At 70.7% G+C, this 20,955-nt stretch carries 18 protein-coding genes and 1 pseudogene; 9 read left to right on the top strand and 10 right to left on the bottom strand.

What is annotated here, in order from left to right; all coding sequences use genetic code 11:
* Positions 1-25: 25 nt before the first annotated feature.
* Both AB0N07_RS23000 and AB0N07_RS22995 read right to left on the bottom strand, forming a co-directional pair.
* Positions 26-1,303 carry an extracellular solute-binding protein gene (locus tag AB0N07_RS23000; RefSeq protein ID WP_365837863.1) on the bottom strand — a complete coding sequence of 426 codons (1,278 nt, stop codon included), beginning with the start codon at positions 1,301-1,303 and terminating at the stop codon, positions 26-28.
* 62 nt (positions 1,304-1,365) lie between these two features.
* Positions 1,366-2,400: a carbohydrate kinase family protein gene (locus tag AB0N07_RS22995; RefSeq protein WP_365837861.1), complete on the bottom strand. Its 1,035-nt coding sequence runs from the start codon at positions 2,398-2,400 to the stop codon at positions 1,366-1,368.
* Between the two features lie 129 nt (positions 2,401-2,529).
* Here AB0N07_RS22995 and AB0N07_RS22990 point away from each other — a divergent pair, with 129 nt between their 5' ends.
* The 4 genes from AB0N07_RS22990 (at position 2,530) to AB0N07_RS22975 (ending at position 8,988) form a co-directional block, all read left to right on the top strand.
* Positions 2,530-3,294 carry a DeoR/GlpR family DNA-binding transcription regulator gene (locus tag AB0N07_RS22990; protein ID WP_365837892.1) on the top strand — a complete coding sequence of 255 codons (765 nt, stop codon included), beginning with the start codon at positions 2,530-2,532 and terminating at the stop codon, positions 3,292-3,294.
* Positions 3,291-4,628: a 6-phospho-beta-glucosidase gene (locus tag AB0N07_RS22985; RefSeq protein WP_365837859.1), complete on the top strand. Its 1,338-nt coding sequence runs from the start codon at positions 3,291-3,293 to the stop codon at positions 4,626-4,628. Before AB0N07_RS22990 ends, AB0N07_RS22985 begins: the two co-directional genes overlap by 4 nt.
* 64 nt (positions 4,629-4,692) lie before the next feature.
* Positions 4,693-7,734: a glycoside hydrolase family 38 C-terminal domain-containing protein gene (locus tag AB0N07_RS22980; protein ID WP_365837856.1), complete on the top strand. Its 3,042-nt coding sequence runs from the start codon at positions 4,693-4,695 to the stop codon at positions 7,732-7,734.
* Between the two features lie 3 nt (positions 7,735-7,737).
* On the top strand, positions 7,738-8,988 hold the full coding sequence (locus AB0N07_RS22975) for an alpha-L-fucosidase (protein WP_365837854.1): 1,251 nt from the start codon (positions 7,738-7,740) through the stop codon (positions 8,986-8,988).
* Between the two features lie 7 nt (positions 8,989-8,995).
* On the opposite strand, the gene AB0N07_RS22970 is transcribed toward AB0N07_RS22975, so the two are convergent.
* From AB0N07_RS22970 to AB0N07_RS22960, 3 genes are all read right to left on the bottom strand, one after another.
* Entirely contained in the window at positions 8,996-9,703 is a 708-nt protein-coding gene (locus AB0N07_RS22970) for a hypothetical protein (protein WP_365837852.1), read from the bottom strand.
* A 121-nt stretch (positions 9,704-9,824) separates the two neighbouring features.
* A complete protein-coding gene (locus tag AB0N07_RS22965) occupies positions 9,825-11,513 on the bottom strand; it encodes a carbohydrate binding domain-containing protein (RefSeq protein ID WP_365837850.1) in 1,689 nt (562 codons plus the stop codon).
* Positions 11,514-11,656: 143 nt separating this feature from the next.
* Complete coding sequence (locus AB0N07_RS22960) at positions 11,657-12,778, bottom strand: ATP-grasp domain-containing protein (RefSeq protein ID WP_365837848.1); 1,122 nt, start codon at positions 12,776-12,778, stop codon at positions 11,657-11,659.
* Positions 12,779-13,045: 267 nt separating this feature from the next.
* On the opposite strand from AB0N07_RS22960, the gene AB0N07_RS22955 reads away from it, so the two are divergent.
* Together AB0N07_RS22955 and AB0N07_RS22950 are read left to right on the top strand one after the other, a co-directional pair.
* Positions 13,046-13,906, top strand: coding sequence for a metallophosphoesterase (locus AB0N07_RS22955; RefSeq protein ID WP_365837846.1), 861 nt, complete (start codon positions 13,046-13,048; stop codon positions 13,904-13,906).
* A complete protein-coding gene (locus AB0N07_RS22950; protein WP_365837844.1) occupies positions 13,903-14,586 on the top strand; it encodes a 4'-phosphopantetheinyl transferase superfamily protein in 684 nt (227 codons plus the stop codon). Before AB0N07_RS22955 ends, AB0N07_RS22950 begins: the two co-directional genes overlap by 4 nt.
* 25 nt (positions 14,587-14,611) lie before the next feature.
* Here AB0N07_RS22950 and AB0N07_RS22945 read toward each other — a convergent pair whose 3' ends face one another.
* On the bottom strand, positions 14,612-14,839 hold the full coding sequence (locus tag AB0N07_RS22945; protein WP_099932627.1) for a hypothetical protein: 228 nt from the start codon (positions 14,837-14,839) through the stop codon (positions 14,612-14,614).
* A 222-nt stretch (positions 14,840-15,061) separates the two neighbouring features.
* On the opposite strand from AB0N07_RS22945, the gene AB0N07_RS22940 reads away from it, so the two are divergent.
* Positions 15,062-16,105, top strand: coding sequence for an alpha/beta fold hydrolase (locus AB0N07_RS22940; RefSeq protein ID WP_365837841.1), 1,044 nt, complete (start codon positions 15,062-15,064; stop codon positions 16,103-16,105).
* Between the two features lie 194 nt (positions 16,106-16,299).
* Here the strand turns inward: AB0N07_RS22940 and AB0N07_RS22935 are convergent, their stop codons facing one another.
* Together AB0N07_RS22935 and AB0N07_RS22930 are read right to left on the bottom strand one after the other, a co-directional pair.
* Positions 16,300-16,830, bottom strand: a complete 531-nt coding sequence (locus tag AB0N07_RS22935; RefSeq protein ID WP_365837890.1) for a toxin-antitoxin system, toxin component — start codon at positions 16,828-16,830, stop codon at positions 16,300-16,302.
* Between the two features lie 32 nt (positions 16,831-16,862).
* Positions 16,863-17,522 (bottom strand): helix-turn-helix transcriptional regulator, encoded by a 660-nt coding sequence (locus AB0N07_RS22930; RefSeq protein ID WP_365837839.1) that lies wholly within the window; start codon positions 17,520-17,522, stop codon positions 16,863-16,865.
* A 223-nt stretch (positions 17,523-17,745) separates the two neighbouring features.
* On the opposite strand from AB0N07_RS22930, the gene AB0N07_RS22925 reads away from it, so the two are divergent.
* Positions 17,746-18,408 (top strand): hypothetical protein, encoded by a 663-nt coding sequence (locus tag AB0N07_RS22925; RefSeq protein WP_365837837.1) that lies wholly within the window; start codon positions 17,746-17,748, stop codon positions 18,406-18,408.
* Between the two features lie 12 nt (positions 18,409-18,420).
* Here the strand turns inward: AB0N07_RS22925 and AB0N07_RS22920 are convergent, their stop codons facing one another.
* Together AB0N07_RS22920 and AB0N07_RS22915 are read right to left on the bottom strand one after the other, a co-directional pair.
* Positions 18,421-19,176 carry a cache domain-containing protein gene (locus AB0N07_RS22920; RefSeq protein WP_365837835.1) on the bottom strand — a complete coding sequence of 252 codons (756 nt, stop codon included), beginning with the start codon at positions 19,174-19,176 and terminating at the stop codon, positions 18,421-18,423.
* Positions 19,177-19,212: 36 nt separating this feature from the next.
* Complete coding sequence (locus AB0N07_RS22915) at positions 19,213-19,953, bottom strand: GntR family transcriptional regulator (protein WP_365837833.1); 741 nt, start codon at positions 19,951-19,953, stop codon at positions 19,213-19,215.
* A gap of 121 nt (positions 19,954-20,074) precedes the next feature.
* Here AB0N07_RS22915 and AB0N07_RS22910 point away from each other — a divergent pair.
* Positions 20,075-20,938 (top strand): annotated as a pseudogene (locus tag AB0N07_RS22910) (ABC transporter ATP-binding protein); the annotation flags it as partial.
* Between the last annotated feature and the right edge of the window lie 17 nt (positions 20,939-20,955).

The following is a 20,955-nucleotide window of genomic DNA, read 5'->3' as shown; positions in this document are numbered from 1 at the left end:
ACCGGTGACCGGAGGGGACGACACCTCAGCTCACCCCCTGCCGGCGGGCGATCTGCTTGGCCTGGCTGACCGCGTCCTTCCAGGCGTCGTCGGGCTTCTTGCCCTTGGCCTCGATGTTGGTCAGTTCCGTCTTGTAGGGGGCCATGACAGCGGCGTCGGCCGGGGCCTCGTACGCGATCGGCACCGCCTTGGCGGCCGGCCCGAAGACGTCGATGATCTTCTGTCCGCCGAAGAAGGCGTCGGGGCCCGTCATGGCCGGCATGGTGTAGGCGGCCGGGGCGGCGGGGAAGATGGCGGCGTCGGTGAAGCCACGGGCGTCGTTGGCGGGGCTGAGGATCCAGCTGATGATCTTGAACGCCTCTTCGGGGTTGCGGCACTGCCTGGGCAGGGCCAGATAGGAGCCGCCCTGGTTGGCCGGTCCGACGGGCATCGGGCACACCCGCCACTTGCCCTTGGTCTGCGGGGCAGCCTGCTCGATGTCCAGCGCGTGCCAGGCCGCGCCGAGCTCGGTGAGGAGGGTCTTGCCGACGGCGGCGTTCCAGGTGTTGTCGTTGATCTTGGCGTCGAGGCCCAGGGTGTAGGGGCGCACCGACGTGGTCCATGCGGCCCGGATGTGGTCCTGGTCGCCGATGAAGTGGTTGTTCTTGTCGATGAACCGCTGGGTGCCCTGGCCGACGGTCATGTCGAACATGGAGCCGATGTTGTTGACCAGATAGGTGCCGGGGTTCTTCTTCTGCAGTTCGGTACCGAGCTGGAAGTAGTCCTCCCAGGTCTTGACCAGGGCGGCGACCTTGCCGGGGTCGGTGGGCACCCCGGCCCTGGCGAAGAAGTCCTCGCGGTAGAACAGCGCGGTGGGGCCGATGTCGATCGGGAACCCTATCTGCTTGCCGTCCTTGGTCTGGGCGAGCTTGGTCTTCCAGTCCAGGTACTGGGACGAGATCTTCTTGAAGCCGAGGTCGTTCAGGTCGAGGAAGCGGTCGCCGTTGGGCAGGAAGGACGCGATGTCCTCGCCCTTGATGCCGGTGATGTCGGGTACGGAGGTGCCTGCCGCGATGGTGGTGGTGAGCTTCTGCTTGAAGTCGCCGCCGATGGAGGCGGAGGTGAGCTTGACCGTGCTGCCGAAGTGGGTCTTCGCCTCCGCGACCACGTTGTCGCTGAGCGCGCCGCCCCAGTACCACAAGGTGAGGTCCTTGCCGTTCTTGGTGCTGCCCGAGCCCGAGCTGCCGCCGCATGCGACGGTCAGGCCGGAGGCGGCCGCGGTGAGCGCGGCGGCCTGGAGGAAGCCTCTACGAGAAAGGTCCACGGGTCACTCCTGTTGTTCCTGTTCGACGTGGAGAGGGGTTCGAGGGGGTACTGCAGCCGTTCTCAGGCGTGGGGGCCGACGGACGTGTGGGCGGGCGGGGTGACGGGGGCGTGCCGCACGGGCGGTCCGGGGTCGGCCGGGATCCGGTCGGCCAGGAAGCCGTACGCGCGCCGCAGTTCGGGGTCCTTCAGCGACCGCCACCAGCGGTCGACGCCGTACCAGCCGGGAGCGGCGAGCGCCCCGCCGTGGTGCCGGACCGACAGCCCGGCCGCGAGGACGGCGAACCGCAGCCGTTCCTCCAGGGGCCAGCCGCCGAGCGAGGCCGCGACGAAGCTCGCGCCGAAGACGTCGCCGGCGCCGGTGGCGTCCAGTACGTCGACGTCGAGGGCCGGGACCTCGGCGTACTCGCCGGTCGTCTGGTCGACGGCCACCGCGCCGTCCCCGCCTCGGGTGACCACGGCCACCGGCACCAGCTCCGAGAGCGTGCCGAGCGCGGCGACCGCGCTGTCGGTACGGGTGTAGGCCATCGCCTCGGTCTCGTTGGGGAGGAAGGCGTGGCACAGCTTCAGCTGGTCGAGGAGGTCGGCGGACCACTCCTGGGTGGGGTCCCAGCCGACGTCGGCGTAGATCTGGGTGCCGTTCGCGGTGGCCTTGGCGAGCCAGGTGCGGGGCTCGGCCTCGATGTGCACGAGGGCGGTGCGCGCCTCGGGCGGGTCGCCCATCAGCGTGTCCTGCGAGTACGGGGGTTCCTGGCCGTGGGTGACGAGGGCCCGGTCGTGGCCGGTGGCGAGCGAGACGGTGACGGGGGTGGGCCAGCCGTCCGCGGTGCGGGAGAGCGAGAGGTCGATGTCCTCCTGGTCGCACAGGACGTCACGGCAGTACTCGCCGTAGAAGTCGTCGCCGAAGACCGTGGCCAGCGAGGTGCTGAGGCCGAACCGGGACGCGGCCACCGCGAGGTTCGCGATGCCGCCGGGGCCGCAGCCCATCCCGCCCGTCCAGATCTCCTCGCCCGGCGTCGGCGGCTTCCCGAGCCCGGTGAGGACGAGATCGTAGAAGAGCAGCCCGGTGAGGAGCACGTCGGGCCTGTCGTCGTCCACGCGAAACAGCCTCTCGTCAAAACTCGTCATTTTCGATGACCGGAATCGTGCGCTGATCCACGAGATTGGTCAATACCCGAGCAGAACTGAGCATGGATTTGATTGAAGATGACGAGTAGTGTTCACGCCGTGCTGGCAGAACGACGACACCAACTCATCCTGCGGGCCCTGCGCTCCGGCGGGCCCGCGGCTGTGACCGACCTCTCCGAGCAGCTGGGTGTGAGCCCCGCCACGATCAGGCGCGACCTGGTCAAGCTGGAGGAGGACGGCCTGCTCACCCGTGTGCACGGCGGCGCCGTCGTGGAGGAGGGCGACCAGCCCTTCGCCGAGGTCGCCGAGGTGCGGGTGTCCGAGAAGGACGCCATAGCCGCGCGGGCCGCCGCGATGGTCGCCGACGGCCAGTCGGTGCTGCTCGACATCGGCACCACCGCCTTCCGGCTCGCCCGTCAGCTGCACGGCCGCCGCCTCACGGTGATCACCAGCAATCTGGTGGTCTACGAGGAGCTCGCCGACGACGAGGGCATCGAGCTGGTGCTGCTCGGCGGCATGGTCCGCCGCGAGTACCGCTCCCTGGTCGGCTTCCTCACCGAGGACAACCTGCGCCAGCTGCACGCCGACTGGCTCTTCCTCGGCACCAGTGGAGTGCGTCCGGGCGGGCAGGTGATGGACACGACGGTCGTCGAGGTGCCGGTCAAGCGCGCCATGATCAAGGCGAGCGACAAGGTCGTCCTCCTCGCCGACCAGGCGAAGTTCCCGGGCACGGGCATGGCGAAGGTCTGCGGTCCCCAGGACCTGGACGTGGTGGTGACGAACGCCCCGGTCGACCCGGCGACCCGCTCCTCCCTGGAGGAGGCGGGCGTCGAGGTGGTCGTGGCAGGAAAGGTGCAAGGGTGAAGCTGACGATTCTGGGCGGCGGAGGGTTCCGCGTGCCGCTCGTGTACGGGGCCCTGCTGGGCGACCGCGGCGAGGGCAGGGTCACCGAGGTCGTCCTGCACGACCTGGACGCGGGCCGGCTGTCCGCGGTGACCCGCGTCCTCGCCGAGCAGGCCGCCCCCGTCGAGGACGCGCCGACGGTGACGGCCACGACCGACCTGGACGAGGCCCTGCGCGGCGCCGACTTCGTCTTCTCCGCGATCCGCGTCGGGGGCCTGGAGGGCAGGGCGAACGACGAACGCGTCGCCCTGGCCGAGGGCGTCCTCGGCCAGGAGACGGTCGGCGCCGGCGGCATCGCCTACGGCCTGCGCACGGTCCCCGTCGCCGTCGACATCGCCCGGCGGGTGGCCCGGCTCGCCCCGGACGCCTGGGTCATCAACTTCACCAACCCGGCCGGCCTGGTCACCGAGGCCATGTCCCGCCACCTCGGCGACCGCGTCATCGGCATCTGCGACTCGCCGGTCGGCCTCGGCCGCCGTATCGCCCGGGTGCTCGGCGGGAACCCGAAGGAGGCCTGGATCGACTACGTCGGCCTCAACCACCTCGGCTGGGTGCGCGGCCTGCACATCGCGGGCCGCGACGAGCTGCCGCGGCTGCTCGCCGACCCCGACCTGCTCGGCTCCTTCGAGGAGGGCAAGCTCTTCGGCGTCGACTGGCTGCAGTCCCTCGGCGCGATCCCGAACGAATACCTGCACTACTACTACTTCAACCGCGAGGCCGTCCGCGCCTACCAGCAGGCCGAGAAGACCCGCGGCGCCTTCCTGCGCGACCAGCAGGCCCACTTCTACGAGGAGATGCGCGACCCCGGCGCCCACGCCCTCGCCGCCTGGGACCGCACGCGCGCCGAGCGCGAGGCGACGTACATGGCCGAGAACCGCGAGAGTGCCGGCGCCGGCGAACGCGACGCCGACGACCTCTCCGGCGGCTACGAGAAGGTCGCCCTCGCCCTGATGCGGGCCATCGCCCGCGACGAACGCACCACCCTGATCCTCAACGTCCGCAACCGCAGCACCCTCTCGGTGCTCGACACCGAGGCCGTCATCGAGGTCCCCTGCCTGGTCGACGCCAACGGCGCGCACCCGGTCGCCGTCGCCCCGCTGCCCGAGCACGCCACCGGCCTGGTCTGCGCCGTGAAGGCCGTCGAGCGCGAGGTCCTCGCCGCCGCCGAGTCCGGCTCCCGCACCACGGCCGTGAAGGCCTTCGCGCTGCATCCGCTGGTCGACTCCGTGAACGTGGCCCGACGGCTGGTCGAGGGGTACACGGATGTTCACCCGGGCCTTTCCTACCTGAAGTAAGCTCCCGGCGGAAAGCGCTTTCTCGCACCTTGCGCCCTCGCCGCCCTCTCTCTGGAGACCTCTCATGCACGACGAACGCCGCCGGATCGAGGAGCGCGCCGAGCGCCTCCACAACCAGCGCATCAAGACCGCGATCTACGCGGCCACCGTCCCCCTGACGGTCGAGGCCTGGCAGGCGCCGGGCGAGCCGGTCCCCTTCGAGGAGGCCGCGGCAGCCGCGTACGAGCCCTTCGCGATGGGCACCCCGTGGGGCCCGCCCTGGGGCACGACCTGGTTCCGGATGCGCGGGCAGGTGCCCGCCGACTGGGCCGGTAGGCGCGTCGAGACGGTCATCGACCTCGGCTTCGTCGGCGACTGGCCGGGCAACCAGGCCGAGGCGCTGGTGCACCTCACCGACGGGACGCCGCTGAAGGCGGTCAACCCGCTCAACCAGTACGTGCCGATCGCCAACCCGGCCACGGGCGGCGAGGAGATCGACTACCTGGTCGAGGCGGCCTCGAACCCGGACATCCTGGCGAACAACTTCGCCGAGCCCACCCCTCTGGGGGACGTCCTGACGGCGGGCGACAAGCCGCTGTACACCTTCCGGCGCGCCGACCTCGCCGTCCTCGACGAGGAGGTCTTCCACCTCGACCTCGACTTCCAGGTGCTGCGCGAGCTCATGGTCCACCTCGGCGAGCACGAGCCGCGCCGCCACGAGATCCTGCACGCCCTGGACCGGGCCATGGACGTCCTGGACCTGGACGACGTCGCGGGCAGCGCCGCCGCCGTCCGGGAGGTGCTCGCGCCCGTCCTCGCCAAGCCCGCGCACGCCAGTGCCCACACCGTCTCCGGTGTCGGACACGCGCACATCGACTCCGCCTGGCTGTGGCCCATCCGTGAGACCAAGCGCAAGACGTCCCGCACCTTCTCCAACGTCACCGCGCTCGCCGACGAGTACGACGACTTCATCTTCGCCTGCTCCCAGGCCCAGCAGTACGAGTGGGTGCGCGACAACTACCCCAAGGTCTGGGCGCGCATCCAGGAGTCCGTGAAGAAGGGCCAGTGGGCGCCGGTCGGCGGCATGTGGGTCGAGTCCGACGGCAACCTGCCCGGCGGCGAGGCGATCGCCCGCCAGCTCGTCCACGGCAAGCGGTTCTTCATCGAGCACTTCGGCATCGAGACCAAGGGCGTCTGGCTGCCGGACTCCTTCGGGTACAACGCGGCCTACCCGCAGCTCGCCAAGCTCGCCGGCAACGAGTGGTTCCTGACCCAGAAGATCTCCTGGAACCAGACCAACAAGTTCCCCCACCACACCTTCTGGTGGGAGGGCATCGACGGCACCCGCATCTTCACCCACTTCCCGCCGGTCGACACCTACAACGCCCGCTTCAGCGGCGAGGAGATGGACCGCGCGGTCCGCAACTACGCCGAGAAGGGCGCCGGTACGCGCTCCCTGGCCCCCTTCGGCTGGGGCGACGGCGGTGGCGGTCCCACCCGCGAGATCATGGAACGCGCGCGCAGGCTCGCCGACCTGGAGGGCTCGCCGAAGGTCGTCGTCGAGCACCCGGACGAGTTCTTCGCCAAGGCCCGCGAGGAGTACCCGGACGCCCCGGTCTGGAACGGCGAGCTCTACCTGGAGCTGCACCGCGCCACCTACACCTCCCAGGCCCGCACCAAGCAGGGCAACCGCCGCAGCGAACACAAGCTCCGCGAGGCCGAGTTGTGGTCGACGACGGCCGCACTGCACGCGCCGGGCTACTCCTACCCGTACGAGAAGCTGGACCGGCTGTGGAAGACGGTCCTGCTCCACCAGTTCCACGACATCCTGCCGGGCTCCTCGATCGCCTGGGTGCACCGCGAGGCGGAGGCCGAATACGCCCGTGTGGCAAAGGAGTTGGAGGAGCTGACGGCCGAGGCGGTCGCCGCGCTGGGCGGCGGCGCGGCACGGGTCTTCAACACCAGCCCCTTCGACCGGGCCGAGGTCGTGCGCACGGCCGAGGGCGTCCCGGCGTACGTCGAGGTGCCGGCGAGCGGCAGCGCTCCGCTCGCGGCCGCCGAGCCGCCGCAGCCGGTGACGGTGGCCGGACGGGTCCTCGACAACGGCCTGGTCCGCGTCGAGGTGGCCGAGGACGGCACGCTGGCGTCCGTACGGGATCTGCGGGCCGACCGCGAGGTCCTCGCCGACCAGGGCAACCTGCTGCGTCTGCACACCGACCTCCCGAACTACTGGGACGCCTGGGACATCGACAAGCACTACAAGAACCGCTACACGGACCTGCTGGACGCCGACTCGGTCACGGTCGTCGAACAGGACCCGCTGCTCGGCGCGATCCGCGTGGAGCGCAGCTTCGGCAAGGGATCCAGGCTCACCCAGACGATCACCCTGCGCGCCGGAAGTCCTCGTATCGACTTCGAGACCGACATCGACTGGCACGAGGCCGAGAAGATCCTCAAGGCCGGCTTCCCGGTGGACATCCGCGCCCCGCACTCCTCCGCCGAGATCCAGTTCGGCCACATCCAGCGGCCCACGCACACCAACACCAGCTGGGAGGCGGCCCGTTTCGAGGTCTCCGGCCACCGCTGGGTGCACATCGCCGAGCCCGGCTACGGCGTCGCCGTCATCAACGACTCGACCTACGGCCACGACGTCTCCCGCACGGTCCGCGAGGACGGCGGTACGACGACCCGCGTCAGCCTCAGCCTGGTCCGAGCCCCGCGCATCCCGGACCCGGAGGCCGACCAGGGCCGCCACCGCTTCGTCTACTCCCTCCTGCCCGGAGCGAGCATCGAGGACGCGGTCGCGGAGGGCTACGCCCTCAACCTCCCCCTCCGGGTGGCGGATTCGGCGGGCGCGCCGGAGCCGGTCGTCTCGGTGGACGGCGAGGGTGTGACGGTCGAGGCCGTGAAGCTGGCCGACGACGAGTCCGGCGACGTGGTCGTCCGGCTCTACGAGTCCCGCGGCGGCCGCGCCCAGGGCGTCCTGCGCACCGGCTTCCCGCTGGCCGGCGCCCAGGTCACCGACCTGCTGGAGCGCCCGCTGCAGGACGCGGAGCTCGTCGAGGGAGCCGTCCCGGTCTCGCTGCGCCCCTTCCAGATCCTGACGCTCCGGCTGCGGAGGGGCTGACGCATGGCCATGCAGCCCTGGTTCACCGACGCCAAGCTGGGGATCTTCATCCACTGGGGCATCTACGCCGTCGACGGCGTCCAGGAGTCCTGGTCGTTCTACGACGACATCGTGCCGCACGACCGGTACATGTCCCAGCTGGAGCGCTTCACCGGCGCCAGGTACGACCCGAAGGCGTGGGCGGACCTGTTCGCCCGCGCCGGGGCGAAGTACGCGGTCCTGACCTCCCGTCACCACGACGGCGTGGCCCTGTGGGACACGGAGTTCGGCGACCTGGGCCTCGGCAAGGACTACCTCGGCCCCTACGCCGAGGCCCTGCGCGAGAAGGAACTCAAGGTCGGCTTCTACTACTCCCACTCCGACTGGAACCACCCCGACTACGCCTCCACGCGCAAGCCGGGCCGCCCGCCGGAACAGGAGGACAACCGCTACTCGGAGGTCGCCGCCGAGGACGAGGACCTGGACGCCTGGGAGCGGTTCATCGCCTACCGCGACGGCCAGATCCGCGAGCTGGCCTCCCGCTACCGCCCCGACCTGATGTGGTTCGACGGCGAGTGGGACCGCAGCGAGGAGCAGTGGCGCATCCCCGAACTCGCCGCACTCATCCGCTCGTACGTCCCCGACGTCGTCTTCAACGCCCGCATGCTCAGCGAGGGCGACTACGCGACGCCGGAGCAGGGCGCCCCCATCGTGCCGCCGGACGGCCCCTGGGAGCTGTGCCTGACGATCAACGACTCGTGGGGTTACCAGCACCACGACCACAACCACAAGTCGCTCGCCCAGCTGATCCGCTACTTCACGGAGACGATCGGCGGCGGCGGGAATCTCCTGCTGGACGTCGGCCCGATGGAGGACGGCACCATCCCGCAGCCGCAGGTCGAACGGCTGGAAGGGCTGGGGGAGTGGATCCGCAGGCACGCGGCGGCGGTGTACGGAACGGTGCGCGGCCTCCCGGCCGGGCACCACTACGGCCCCAGCACCCTCTCCGCCGACCGCCGCACCCTCTACCTCACCCTGTTCGACATCCCCCGCGCCGAGACCGGCGTCCGGGGCCTGGCGACGGAGGTCCGCAGGGTCACCGTCCTCGGCACCGGCACGGAACTCGGTCACCGGGTGGTCGGCGGTCTGCACGACGCGGTGGGCGTGCTGTGGATCGACCCGCCGACCGAGGCCGACCTCGATCCGTATGCGACCGTGCTCGCCGTCGAGTTGGAGGGGGAGCTGGAGCTGTACCGGGGCTCGGGCCGTTTCTGAGCCCCGCTCACATATAGCCGTCCCGGTTCTCGTCGCGCTGCTGCTTCCGGGCTTCCCGCCGTCCTTGTACGAGTTCGGTCAGGGGAGCCCGGAGCGCGTAGATACCGACGAGGGCCCCCGCGATGCCCGCCGCCGTGTAGAGCCAGTTCCGCATCGCGGAGAAGCGGTGCGACCAGGTGTTGTACACCTTCAGATGGACGCTGATCGGTGGGTCGAGGGTCTCCAGGGCACGGTTCGTATTGCCCTGGTAGGTGATGACGGTGAGAGCGAGGTCGTAGTCGCCAGGCTCGTCTGCCGACACGCTCCACTGCCACTGGGCGTTCTCGCCCGGCGCGACGATGGGCTGCTTCTCCGGGCCGTGCAACACCGTCTTCACCTCCGGGTCGTCCGCCGACAGCCCGGCGCCCTGCCATCCGCCCACCCGGAGGACCCGGGTCTCCAGTGCGGCCTGCGCGGCGCGGCGCGACGACTTCTCGCCGCGCGCGGTGAGGACGACGGCATAGGTCAGCCGGCCGCCCACGGACATCGAGATGTCCGGGGTGTAGGTGAGAGACCCGTCGAAGAGGTGTTTGCGGTCGTTGCGGATCGAGGCCTCCAAGGCGGCCTGGCCGAGCCCCGCCCCCGAGCCCGACTCGCGGGGCACCCCGCCGCACGCGGCGAGGCCGAGCGTGAGGAGGAGTAACAGACACCAGGCGGCCGCGATCCTCGTCCTCACGCCTGCGCCGCCCCCGATTCCCGTCACGTCGAACCACGAGAAGGCCCCCGCGGCGGGACAAGATTCTTCCCGCCGCGGGGGCCGGGGCGCCAGCCCTTCTTCCAGCCTCCTCAATTGCTCCTCAGCCGGTGAACCCGGCCGTGATGGAGGTGAACTGCCAGTTGTTCTGGCTGATGCCCGAGCAGTTGCTCACCACGCCGCCGCCGGGGCACGGCCGGTCGCGGTTGACGGACCAGAAGGCGAGCCGGGCGATGTGGTGGCTGTTGGCCCAGTCCTTGATCTGGGTCCAGATCGCCGGGGTCGTGGTCTCCTGCTGGTCGGACAGGCCGTTCATGCCGGAGATGCCGATGTGGGAGTAGGCGGTGGCGTCGTCCCAGCCGAAGGTCGACTTCAGCTTGGCCTTCAGGCCCTCCGCCGCGTTGACGGTGTTGCCGTACATGTCGGAGCCGCCACCGAAGTCGAACGGCATGATCGTGAAGACGTCGATGTTCGCGCCGAGCGACTGCGCCTGCTCGATGAGCCGGTTGCCGTAGTACGTCGGGCCGGTCGTCGAGGTGCCGAAGGTGACGATGGTCTTCAGGCCGGGGTTGTTGGCCTTGACCGTCTTCAGGGCGGTGAGGATCTTCGCCTGGACGGCCTCGTTCTCGAACTCGTCGGAGTTCTCGATGTCCATGTCGATCGCCTTGAGCGAGTACGCGTCGATCACCTTCTGCAGGGCCCCGGCGAGCGCGCTCGCGGAGGAGCAGTTGGCGCCGAGCTTGCTGCCCTGCCAGCCGCCGAACGACGGCACGATGTCACCGCCGGCCGAGCGGATGGCGTTGATCGTGGACTGGTCGGCCCCGCCGGTCAGTGGCCGGCTGCCGTCCCAGGCCGGCGTGCAGCCGCCGGAGTCCAGCACGAAGGCCATCGTGAACCACTTGATGCCGGTCGCGCTCATCACCGTCGAGGGGCTCGGCGGGTCGCCCCAGCCCTCGTACAGATAGGGCGCGGCCTGCTTGAATCCGGTGCCGCCACCGCCGCCCGCATCCGTGGTGACGGAGACGGAGTTGGAGGCCCCGGAGGTGTTCCCGGCCGCGTCCCGCGCCTTGACGGTGAAGGTGTACGACGTGCTCGGCGAGAGCCCGCTGACCGTGGCGGTCGTACCGGAGACGCTGAGGACGTTGTTCGAGCCGCTGTAGATGTCGTACGCCGTGACGCCGACGTTGTCCGTCGAGGCGTTCCACTGCAGCGACACGCTCGACGAGGTCTTGCCGGTGGAGGTCAGCCCGGTCGGCGCGGTCGGCGCCTGGGTGTCCGAGCCGCCGCCCCCGCCGCCGGGGCCGTCGAGGCTGATGTCGTCGGCGTAGTAGGTGCCTTGGGCGTACCAGCCGTGGACGTAGATCGTGGCGCTGGTCTGCGAGGCGCCCGTGGTGAACGAGACGGACAGCTGGCTGTACGCCGACGGGGACGTCGTCCAGTTCGACGCGCCGCCGGTCACGCCCAGGTAGACGTAACTGCCACGCACCCAACCGGTGAGGTTGTACGTCGTGTTGGGCTGCACGGAGACGGTCTGGGTGCACTGAGCGTTGTCGCTGTCGGTCACCGCCCCCTGCAGTGCCTTGGAGCCGCCGTGCACGGGTGAGGAGACGACCGAACCGAGGTTGCCGGTGCAGGTCCAGGGGGAGAGGCTGCCCGACTCGAAGCCGGGATTGGTCAGGATGTTGGCCGCTTGGGCCGTACCGGGAAGAGCGATGGCTCCGGCGAGCGCGAGAGCAGCGGAGCCGAGCAGAGCAAGAAGCCGACGTCTGTGACGTCCGAGTGTGTTGCGCACGCGATCTCCCTGGGGAATGGGGGTGTTCGGGAGTGCACAGGGATGCAGAGAACTGCGCAACACAAGTTGGTATGGACCAATCTCGCTGTCAATACCTGACGCGGAATTGGTCCATACCGGTGAGCTTCTTCCAAGGTGCCGATCTAGAGCGGCAGGACCTGAGCCGAAACCTCGACGGAGTCGACAGGTGCAGGCACGGCCGGCAACAGAGGCTCCGCCTCGACCCTCTGCTGCGGCAGCGAAACCGCCCGCAGCGGCCGCGGACCCGACACCACCGTGTAGTCCTGCCCCAGGAACGGTGGAGCCATCTCCCCCGGGTCCTCCCCGAGAGCCAACTGCACAGCCGCCCAAGGGGCGTTGACCCCGCACAGCGACAGCTGGTGCAGGCCGCCCGCGGGCCGCGTGTTGACGTCCATCAACACCGGCTCGTCGCCGAACATCCGGAACTGGATGTTGGACAGATAGTGCAGCCCGAACCCCTCCGCGATCCGCCGCGCCGGCTCCAGCCACTGCTCGTGCAGCGTGAACCCGCGCCGGCGCCCGTTCTTGGTGCGCCCGATCGCCAGCCGCACCCGGTTGTCAGGACCGGTGAGGCAGTCCACCGACACCTCCGGCTGCTCCAGACGCGGCATCACCAGCCAGTCGACGGGCTCGTCGGCCTGCCGCAGCGCCTCCACGACCAGATCCAGCGGGACATGCGGGCCCGGGAAACCGTTGAGATGAAGGAGCGAGAAGGGGGCGCGCGTGATCACACGGAAGCCCACTCCGCCCGCGCCGGACGCGGGCTTGAAGCACGCCTTGTGTCCGCCCGCCTCCAACTCCTCCACGGCGGCGACGAGTTCGGCCGCGGTCCGCACCCGCCACCACGGCGGCACGGGCACCCCGATCGCCTGGACCGCCTCGTACGCGATCACCTTGTCGTGGAAGACGGCCACCGCCTCCGGAGGCGGCGCCAGCAGCGCCGTACCGACCGCCTCGAAGTCGGCGCGGTGCGCCACGATCGCCGCCTGCTGCAGCCGGGGCACGAACACGTCGATACCGCGCCGCTGGCACTGGTCCAGGGCGTACTCGACGTACGCGGCCGGGGACAGTCCCTCCGGCTCCAGCTCGGCGGTGTCGGCGGCGGCCAGCACGGGCGAGTCCGCGTCCCCGTGCGTCGCATGGATCTCCACGGCGCGATCGCTGGGATTTCGCCGCAGCTGATCCATGAAGAACACGTTCTCCGCGTACGTGCGGTTGAGCCAGACGCGTACGCGAGAGACCATGCAGGGCCGTCCTTTCACGGTTCGCGGGCACGGCTGAGCAGCCCGTGCCCGGGCAGGGGAGATGGAGGGTCACCAAACCGCCCTTGAACGAAGGGAAGGTCATGGCGGTGGTGTTGGGGCGATCATACGGCTTCCCGGAGGCCGCGCGTGCAACGTACGTGTTACGGATTCAACGATCTTGCGGCCTTGTCGGTGAGCCGGGAAATGTGTTCTCGTGGTCCCATCCGTGAGTCCGCGGGTGCACAGCGTGTACGGAGGGGGCGAAAGGTGACGTCGACGGCCGGTGGTGCCGGACAGCTGCTGGCCATCAGCGATCTGCACATCGGATACGCCGAGAACCGTGCCCTGGTCGAGGCGATGCGCCCCGAGTCGGACGACGACTGGCTGCTCGTGGCCGGCGACGTCTCGGAGAACGTGGCCGACATCCGCTGGGCCCTGAAGACGCTTGCGAGCCGTTTCCGCAAGGTGATCTGGGCGCCGGGCAACCACGAGCTGTGGACCCATCCGAAGGACCCCGTCACCCTGCGCGGCGTCGCCCGCTACGAGCACCTCGTCGCCATGTGCCGCGAACTCGGCGTGACGACACCCGAGGACCCCTACCCGGTGTGGGAGGGCCAGGGCGGCCCGGTGGCTGTCGCACCGCTCTTCCTCCTCTACGACTACTCGTTCCTGCCGGCCGGCTGCACCACCAAGGAGCAGGGCCTCGAGTACGCGCACGGCACCGGCATCGTGTGCAACGACGAGTACCTGCTGCACCCCGACCCCTACCCGAGCCGTGAAGCCTGGTGCCGGGCCCGGGTCGCCGAGACCGAGGTCAGGCTCGCCGCGCTCCCCGCCGACCTGCCCACCGTCCTGGTCAACCACTACCCGCTGGACCGGCACCCCTGCGACGTCCTGTGGCACCCGGAGTTCGCCATGTGGTGCGGCACCGAACTGACCGCCGACTGGCACCGCCGCTTCCGCGTCGAGACCATGGTGTACGGGCATCTCCACATCCCGCGGACCACCTGGCACGAGGGTGTCCGCTTCGAGGAGGTGTCCGTCGGCTACCCCCGCGAATGGCGCAAGCGGCCGCAGCCGCCGGGGAGACTGCGCCGCGTGCTGCCGAAGGAGGTCGGGGTCCGGTGATCGAGGAGCTGCTGCCGGACCAGGTGGTGGCCGTGGAGGTGCACGGCGACGACGGGAGCGAGCCCGCGCCGCTGTACCCCGAGGAGGCCAGGGTCGTGGCGCAGGCGGTGCACAAGCGCCGCCGCGAGTTCGCCCTCGTACGCGCCTGCGCGCGCCGCGCCATGGAGAAGCTCGGCGTGCCCGCGCAGCCCCTGCTGCCCGGCGAACGCGGCGCACCGGGCTGGCCGCCCGGCCTGGTCGGCAGCATGACCCACTGCGACGGCTACTGCGCCGCCGCCCTGGTCCGCGCCACCGACCTGGCCTCCGTCGGCATCGACGCCGAACCCCACCGGCCGCTCCCGGAGGGCGTCCTGGACGCGGTGGCCCTGCCCGCCGAGGCGGCCAGGCTGCGCCGACTGGCCGTGCGGCACCCCGAGGTCCACTGGGACCGGCTGCTGTTCAGCGCCAAGGAATCGGTCTACAAGGCATGGTTCCCCCTCACCGGACTGTGGCTGGAGTTCAGCGAGGCCGACATCGAGGTCTTCGTCGACCCCGACGAGCGGCTGCACGGCGGCTTCCGCGCCGAACTCCTCGTCCCCGGCCCGCTGGTCGGCGGTCGCAGGCTCGGCGGCTTCGAGGGCCGGTGGACCGTCCAGCGGGGGCTGGTGGCGACGGCGATCAGCGTGCCGCACACCCACTGAACCCCCGCCCGGCGGCCGCCGGCCGTCACGGCTCCGGGCACCAGCTCTGCAGCAGTCGGAAGAACTCCTCCTCGTTGCCCGCCAGTCCCGCGGCCGCCAGCGCCTGCTCCGCCTCGGCGAGCACGGCGGGCGGTACGACGGGTGGTCGCGGGGAGCCGGGAGGACCGTCGAACGCGGCTCGTACGGTGTGCAGGAGCCGCAGGTAGGCCTGTACGGCAGTGCGCTCGCGGTCGGTCAGTACGGCTGTGGGCATCTGTCGGCTCTCCCCGCGTCGGCATCGTCGGTCGCACCCCGCACAAGGGGGTGCAAGTCCAGCTTGCCGCCCGCCACTGACAATCGGGTCCGGGCATCTGTCGGTTCGCCCGCTTAGCGGAGGCGAAACCTCCTCGAAATCCCTTGTGGGAAAGCAGTTCTACGCTGGAGGACAAGGGCTTTCGGCCGCTTGTGCGCGGCCCTGGAACGGGGAGGCGAGTGCGTGGTCGACGTCCCACGACGGCGCTCGGTGCGCGCCGTACGACTGCGCCCGGTGGGCGACGGAGAACTCGAGTTGCAGTACCGCGTGGTGCACGGATACCGGCGCGCCTTCCGCATGGCCGGCGAGGGCCCGGCGCTGGTGCTCATCCACGGCATCGGCGACTCCTCCGCGACCTGGGCCGAGTTGATCCCCGACCTGGCCCGCACGCACACCGTGATCGCCCCCGACCTGCTCGGCCACGGCGCTTCGGACAAACCGCGCGCCGACTACTCGGTGGCCGCGTATGCGAACGGCGTGCGGGACCTGCTCACCACGCTCGGCATCGAGTCGGCGACGCTGGTCGGGCACTCGCTGGGCGGGGGCGTGGCCATGCAGTTCGCCTACCAGTTCCCCGAACGCACCGAGCGGCTCATCCTGGTGAGCGCGGGCGGGGTGGGACGCGAGGTCAATCCCGTGCTGCGGCTGGTCTCCCTGCCCGGCGCCCACCTGATGCTGTCCACCCTGCGGTTGCCGGGGATGCGGCTGCAAGTGGGGCTGGCGGCACGTCTGATGAAGCTCCTGGACACCGATCTCGGCCAGGACGCGCCCGAACTGCTCACCCTCGTCGACGCCCTGCCGGACGAGACCTCCCGCAACGCGTTCATCCGCACCCTGCGCGCGGTCGTGGACTGGCGTGGCCAGGTCGTCACCATGCTCGACCGGTGTTATCTCACCGAGGGCATGCCGACGATGCTGCTGTGGGGCGACCGGGACAGCGTGGTGCCGGTGCGGCACGCGTACGGGGCGCACGAGGCGATGCCGGGCAGCCGCCTCGAAATCTTCGAACAGGCCGGCCATTTCCCGTTCCACAGCGACCCCGCGCGGTTCGTGTCCCTCGTCGAGGAGTTCACGGCGACCACGCATCCGGCCGACTGGAGCCGGGAGCACTGGCGCGAACTCCTCGTCGGGGGGCGGCCGGGCACCACCGCGGGCCGGCCGGACACGGCCCGCAACCGCAAGGTGGAACGGGACCTGAGGGAGGCGAGCGAACGCAGTGCAACGTGACATGCCACCGCGGTACTCGCCCGAAGGGACGCCTCTGGGGCGCACCGCGGACGGCATCGGGTTCGGCGCCGGCCACTCCACCGAGACCCCGCGTGCCCGCAAGCTGTGGTGGCGCCTCAGGGACGTGCTGCGCCGACCGGTGAGGAACAGCACGCGTAGCCGGTGATGCGCGCACCCGTGCCGCGCATTCGCCGCTAGCCCTGCGGCCCCAGATACCCCAGCGACGCCTCGATCCGCCCCGCCAGATGATCGCGTTGCACCGGCCCCCGCACCCCCGAACCCGCCAGCCATGTACGGCACCTGCTGGCCAGCAGCAGGCCGAAGGACTCGGCCTCCTGCTCCTCGGCGAGGTCGAAACGGCTGCGGGCGGCCACCTTGCGGACGGTGTCCCGCAGGTCCGCGTCGTCGCTGAGCAGGCGGGCCGCGACCCGGGCGCCCTCGACGTGATGGCCGCAGTGGCCGGCCTTCATGTGCCACAGCTCGTGGCCGAGGATCACCAACTGGTGGTCCGGCGCGGTCCGTTCCTCGATCACGACGAGGTCCTGGTCGGTCATGTCGAGCCACAGCCCGCTCGCCGTGCCGGTCGGGAAGGCGGCCGTGCGGAAGTGCACCGGCCGGCCGCGCCGTCTGCTCATCGCCTCGCACAGCGCGCCGTACAGTTCCTCGGGCGGTGCAGGTGCGGCAAGGGTGAGCTCCGCGACCAGTTCGCCGCACAGGCGGCGCATGTCCCTTCCGATGCCCACAGCTCTCCCCAGGCTCACGACTCGGGCCGCTTGACGCTCTCCAGGAGCATGTCCAGCCACTCCGCGACCTTGTCGCGGTGCTGGTCGGTGGGCAGTTGTGCGGCCCGCCAGGCGATGCCGCGGACACCGTGGTCCTGCAGCAGCCGCTCCAGCGGGTCGTCGGCGGCCGCGGCCGCCTCCCGCTCGGCGAGCTTGTGCAGGAGTTCCTGCTCCGTGCTCTGCAGGGCGCCCGTGAGCGCCTCGGGGTCCTCTGCCGTGAGGAATCCGGCGTGCACTCGGAAGAAGCGCTGGATGGCGTCGCAGTGCTCCATGGTGGGGCGCCTGTCGCCGTTGATCAGGGCGCCCGCCTGCTGGCGCGACATGCCCGCGCCGTCGGCGATCTCCTGCTGGGTGTACTTGCGCCCGTTGGGCTTGAGCCGGGTGCGCCGCAGCAGGTCGAGCCGCTGCAGAAACCGCTCCTGCACATCGGGCTCCCCCGCGGGACGGCCGCTCAGCAGGGCTCTGACCACGGGTTCAGGGACCCCCGAGGCGGCGGACAGGCGGCCGGTGTCGAAGACCTCCGCGTGCGGCACGCCGAGCCGGTCGGCGAGCGCGGTGACGCGGGCGACGACGGCCGGCAGCGCAGCGGTCGTGGCCGTGGCCGTGGCGCCCGGCCCCTCGAAGCCATCCGTCACCGACAGCTCTCCTACGTTTCTCACAGGCTTCTCACAAGCGGTTGCCGTGAACCCGACGGAGATTACCGGGTAGTTCGAACTCACATCCAGGTGTCGCCACAACTGTGGCCAATTTCAGCCGTCAACAAGCATGAAATGCCACGATAGTTGACACGACTCGATCCGGGGCCGCAGGATCAAGGCGCCGCGTGAAGGCCGCAGAGGCAAGAGGGGTGACCTCCCGATGGCGTATCAGGCAGGAGGGCAGCGTCCGGCACCGCGGCCCGTCCCCGAGGGTCTCGAGGCCCAGGCGTATCTGCAGGACTACGCCGCCCTCCTGGAGGCCGTTCCCTTTCCGTCCGTCGTCCTCGACCACCGCTGGGACGTCGTTCTCTCGAACGATGCTTTCGCGTCACTTTTCCGTGAGGTGGGCCCGCATCCGACGGCGATGCCCGGCGACAACTTCCTCAGATTCGTGCTGTTCCACCCCGACGCGGGCACGGTCCTCGGCGAGCACGAGTCCAGCTGGTGCCTGCCCATGCTCGCGCACTTCGCGGCCGCCGTCGAGCGCTACGGCCACGACCACGGACTGCAGTCCATCCGCCGCGACATCGCCCAGGACCCGATCATGGAGGCCGCCTACCGGCAGGGCCTGCCGCACTGGATCCGCGCGGTCGGCGAACAGGCCGTGGCGCACGACGGCGCCGTACGCCCCCTGACGCACCCCGATCCGCGCTGGGGCGCCACCGACTGCCGCGTGGTGGACGAGACCCCGAGGACGCTGCAGGGCCTGGGGTACACACGTATGACGCTGGTGCTGCGGGAGACCCGCCCCGCCCGCCCCAGGGCCCGCAAGCCCCGGCATGCGGCGGCGCATCTGCGGGTGGTGCCGGCCCCCGAGGCCTGACCGCCACCGGGATCAGCGCGGGGAGACGACCAGCACGAGGGGGATGTCCCGGCAGGGGACCAGCCGCAGTCCGCGAAACCGTCCGGGCCGCGCCCGCTGCAGTACGGCGGCGAAATCCGGCCCCTTCGTGAGGGATCCCGCGAGATGGGCGGGGTCGGCGGAGGCGGTCACCCGCCCGCGGGCGTTCACCAGATGGGCCGGCCCGGGCAGTCGGCGCAGCATCGGCAGCACGGCCGCCTCGAAGTGCCGCAGATACACGTCCGCCGCGGCCACTCCGGCAAACCGCCCCGCCATCTCCACCGGCGCGGACAGCGTGAGGCTGTACTCGTCGGAGCAGAGATAGTCGACATACGGGCCGGCCACCGCACGCTCCCCGGTGTCGCGCGGCAGGGCGAACCAGGCCCAGTGCGTGTAGTCCGCGTACGCCGACTGCTCGGGATCGAGGTCCAGCAGCAGCGGCCGTACATCGCCGTCGGAGCCGCTCTGCCACCACTCCAGCCAGGCCGGTACGTCGGCCAGCAGCCCCGGCGCGGCGACGAAGCCGACGCCGGAGACCAACTCGTTGCGGGCCAGGCGCAGATGGAGTCCTGGGCGCAGTGCGGCGAGGTCGACGGTCGCGGGACGGCGGCCCTCGGCGGCCACCCGGGCCAGCAGCTGAGCGGTGTCGGTGCGGGTGGCGGCCACGGCGTCGAAAACGCTCTCCAGGGCGGAGCGGACCGCTGCCGCGACCTCGCGTGCCGTACCGGCTGCTGCCGTCGCGAGGCTCATGGGTGCCCTCCAGCGGACGGGGACCGGTCGCGACGCCTACAGGGCCAGGCGCAGCGCGACGAGCCGCGCCGTGGAGTCCTGGACGCACCGCTCGGCCAGTTCCCTGGCCGTTTCGTGGGCCCCATCCTGCACGGCCGAGATCACGGAGCGGTGACGGTCCGCCACCTCTTCACGATATGCGTCGTCCCCGAACACAAGACACAGCAGTGCGCCGATCTCGGTCTGCAGCGCGATCTGTTCCCGGGTGAGGCGGGCGGACTGCGCCGCGGCGGCCAGCTCCACATGGAAGCGGCCGTAGACGCGACTGCGGGCGGCCGCATCGACCGCCTGCGTCAACTCCTCGGCTGTCCGCCACAGTTGTACGAGGTCGTCCGGCTCCGTGCGCTCGGCGGCGAGCCGGGCCGCCATACCGGACAGGGCGGCCCAGTGGTCGCCGAGGTCGCGCAGCTCCTCGGTGCTCCAGCCGCGCAGCCGCACCTTGAGCCGCTCCTCTCCGGGGATCTCGGGCAGGGAGACGAATGAGCCGCCGCCGCGGCCCCGGCGGGTGGTGACAAGGCCCTGCTGGCGAAGGGCCATCAGCGCCTCGCGCAGGGTCACCGTGGACACGCCGAGCTGCCCGGCCAGCTCGCTCTCGCCGGGCAGCTGCTCACCGTCGGCGAGCAGGCCGAGCTCGATGGCGTCGCCGATGCGCCGGACGACCGCGTCGACCCGAGCCCGGTTGTCCACCGGGCTGAAGACGGCTCTGCGGGCGCCGCCGTTCATCTGCTGCTGCTTCACGGCCACCACCTGGTGCAGTGACTCAAGCTTTACCCTGAGGGCCTCTTGAGCTTTGAACTATGACTTCATATCTTTCCGTGCAACGTAGCAACGTACGAGAACGCCAGAAAGGTTCCCGTCCATGGAGGGAATTGCGATCCGGCTGCAGGATCTGCGGAAGTCGTTCGGGGAGACGACCGCCGTGGCCGGGATCGACCTGGAGATCCGGGACGGCGAGTTCTTCTCCATGCTCGGCCCCTCAGGCTCCGGCAAGACCACCGTCCTGCGCATGATCGCCGGATTCGAGATCCCCACCGCCGGCCGCATCGAACTCGCAGGCCAGGAGGTCACCGGCCTCGCTCCCTTCGAGCGGGACGTGCACACCGTCTTCCAGGACTACGCCCTGTTCCCGCACATGACCGTCGAGCAGAACGTCGCCTACGCCCTCAAGGTCCGCAAGGTGCCCAAGCCCGAACGCCTCGTCCGCGCCCGCAAGGCCCTCGCCGGGGTCCGCCTCGAAGGCTTCGGCAAGCGGCGCCCCGCCCAGCTCTCCGGCGGCCAGCGCCAGCGCGTCGCCCTCGCCCGCGCCCTCGTCGGCCGCCCCCGCGTGCTGCTCCTCGACGAACCCCTCGGCGCCCTCGACCTCAAACTGCGCGAGCAGATGCAGGTCGAGCTCAAGGAGCTCCAGCGCGAGGTCGGCATCACCTTCGTCTTCGTCACCCACGACCAGCAGGAGGCCCTGACGATGAGCGACCGCATCGCCGTCTTCGACCAGGGCCGCATCCAGCAGGTCGGCACCCCCGCCGAGATCTACGAACGCCCAGCGACCCCCTTCGTCGCCTCCTTCGTCGGCATCTCCAACCTGCTCGAGGGCGAGTCCGCGCAGCGCGTCGTCGGCACGCCCGGCATCTACAGCATCCGCCCCGAGAAGATCCGCGTCCTCAAGGAGTCCGCGGAGGCCGACCAGCCGGACCACGCCACCGCCACCGGCACCCTAGCCGACGTCGGCTAACAAGGCGAAGC

The organism is Streptomyces sp. NPDC051172, from assembly GCF_040682555.1.
In the GTDB taxonomy this organism is placed as follows: Bacteria; Actinomycetota; Actinomycetes; order Streptomycetales; family Streptomycetaceae; genus Streptomyces.
This window is presented reverse-complemented; position numbering and strand designations above follow the sequence as displayed.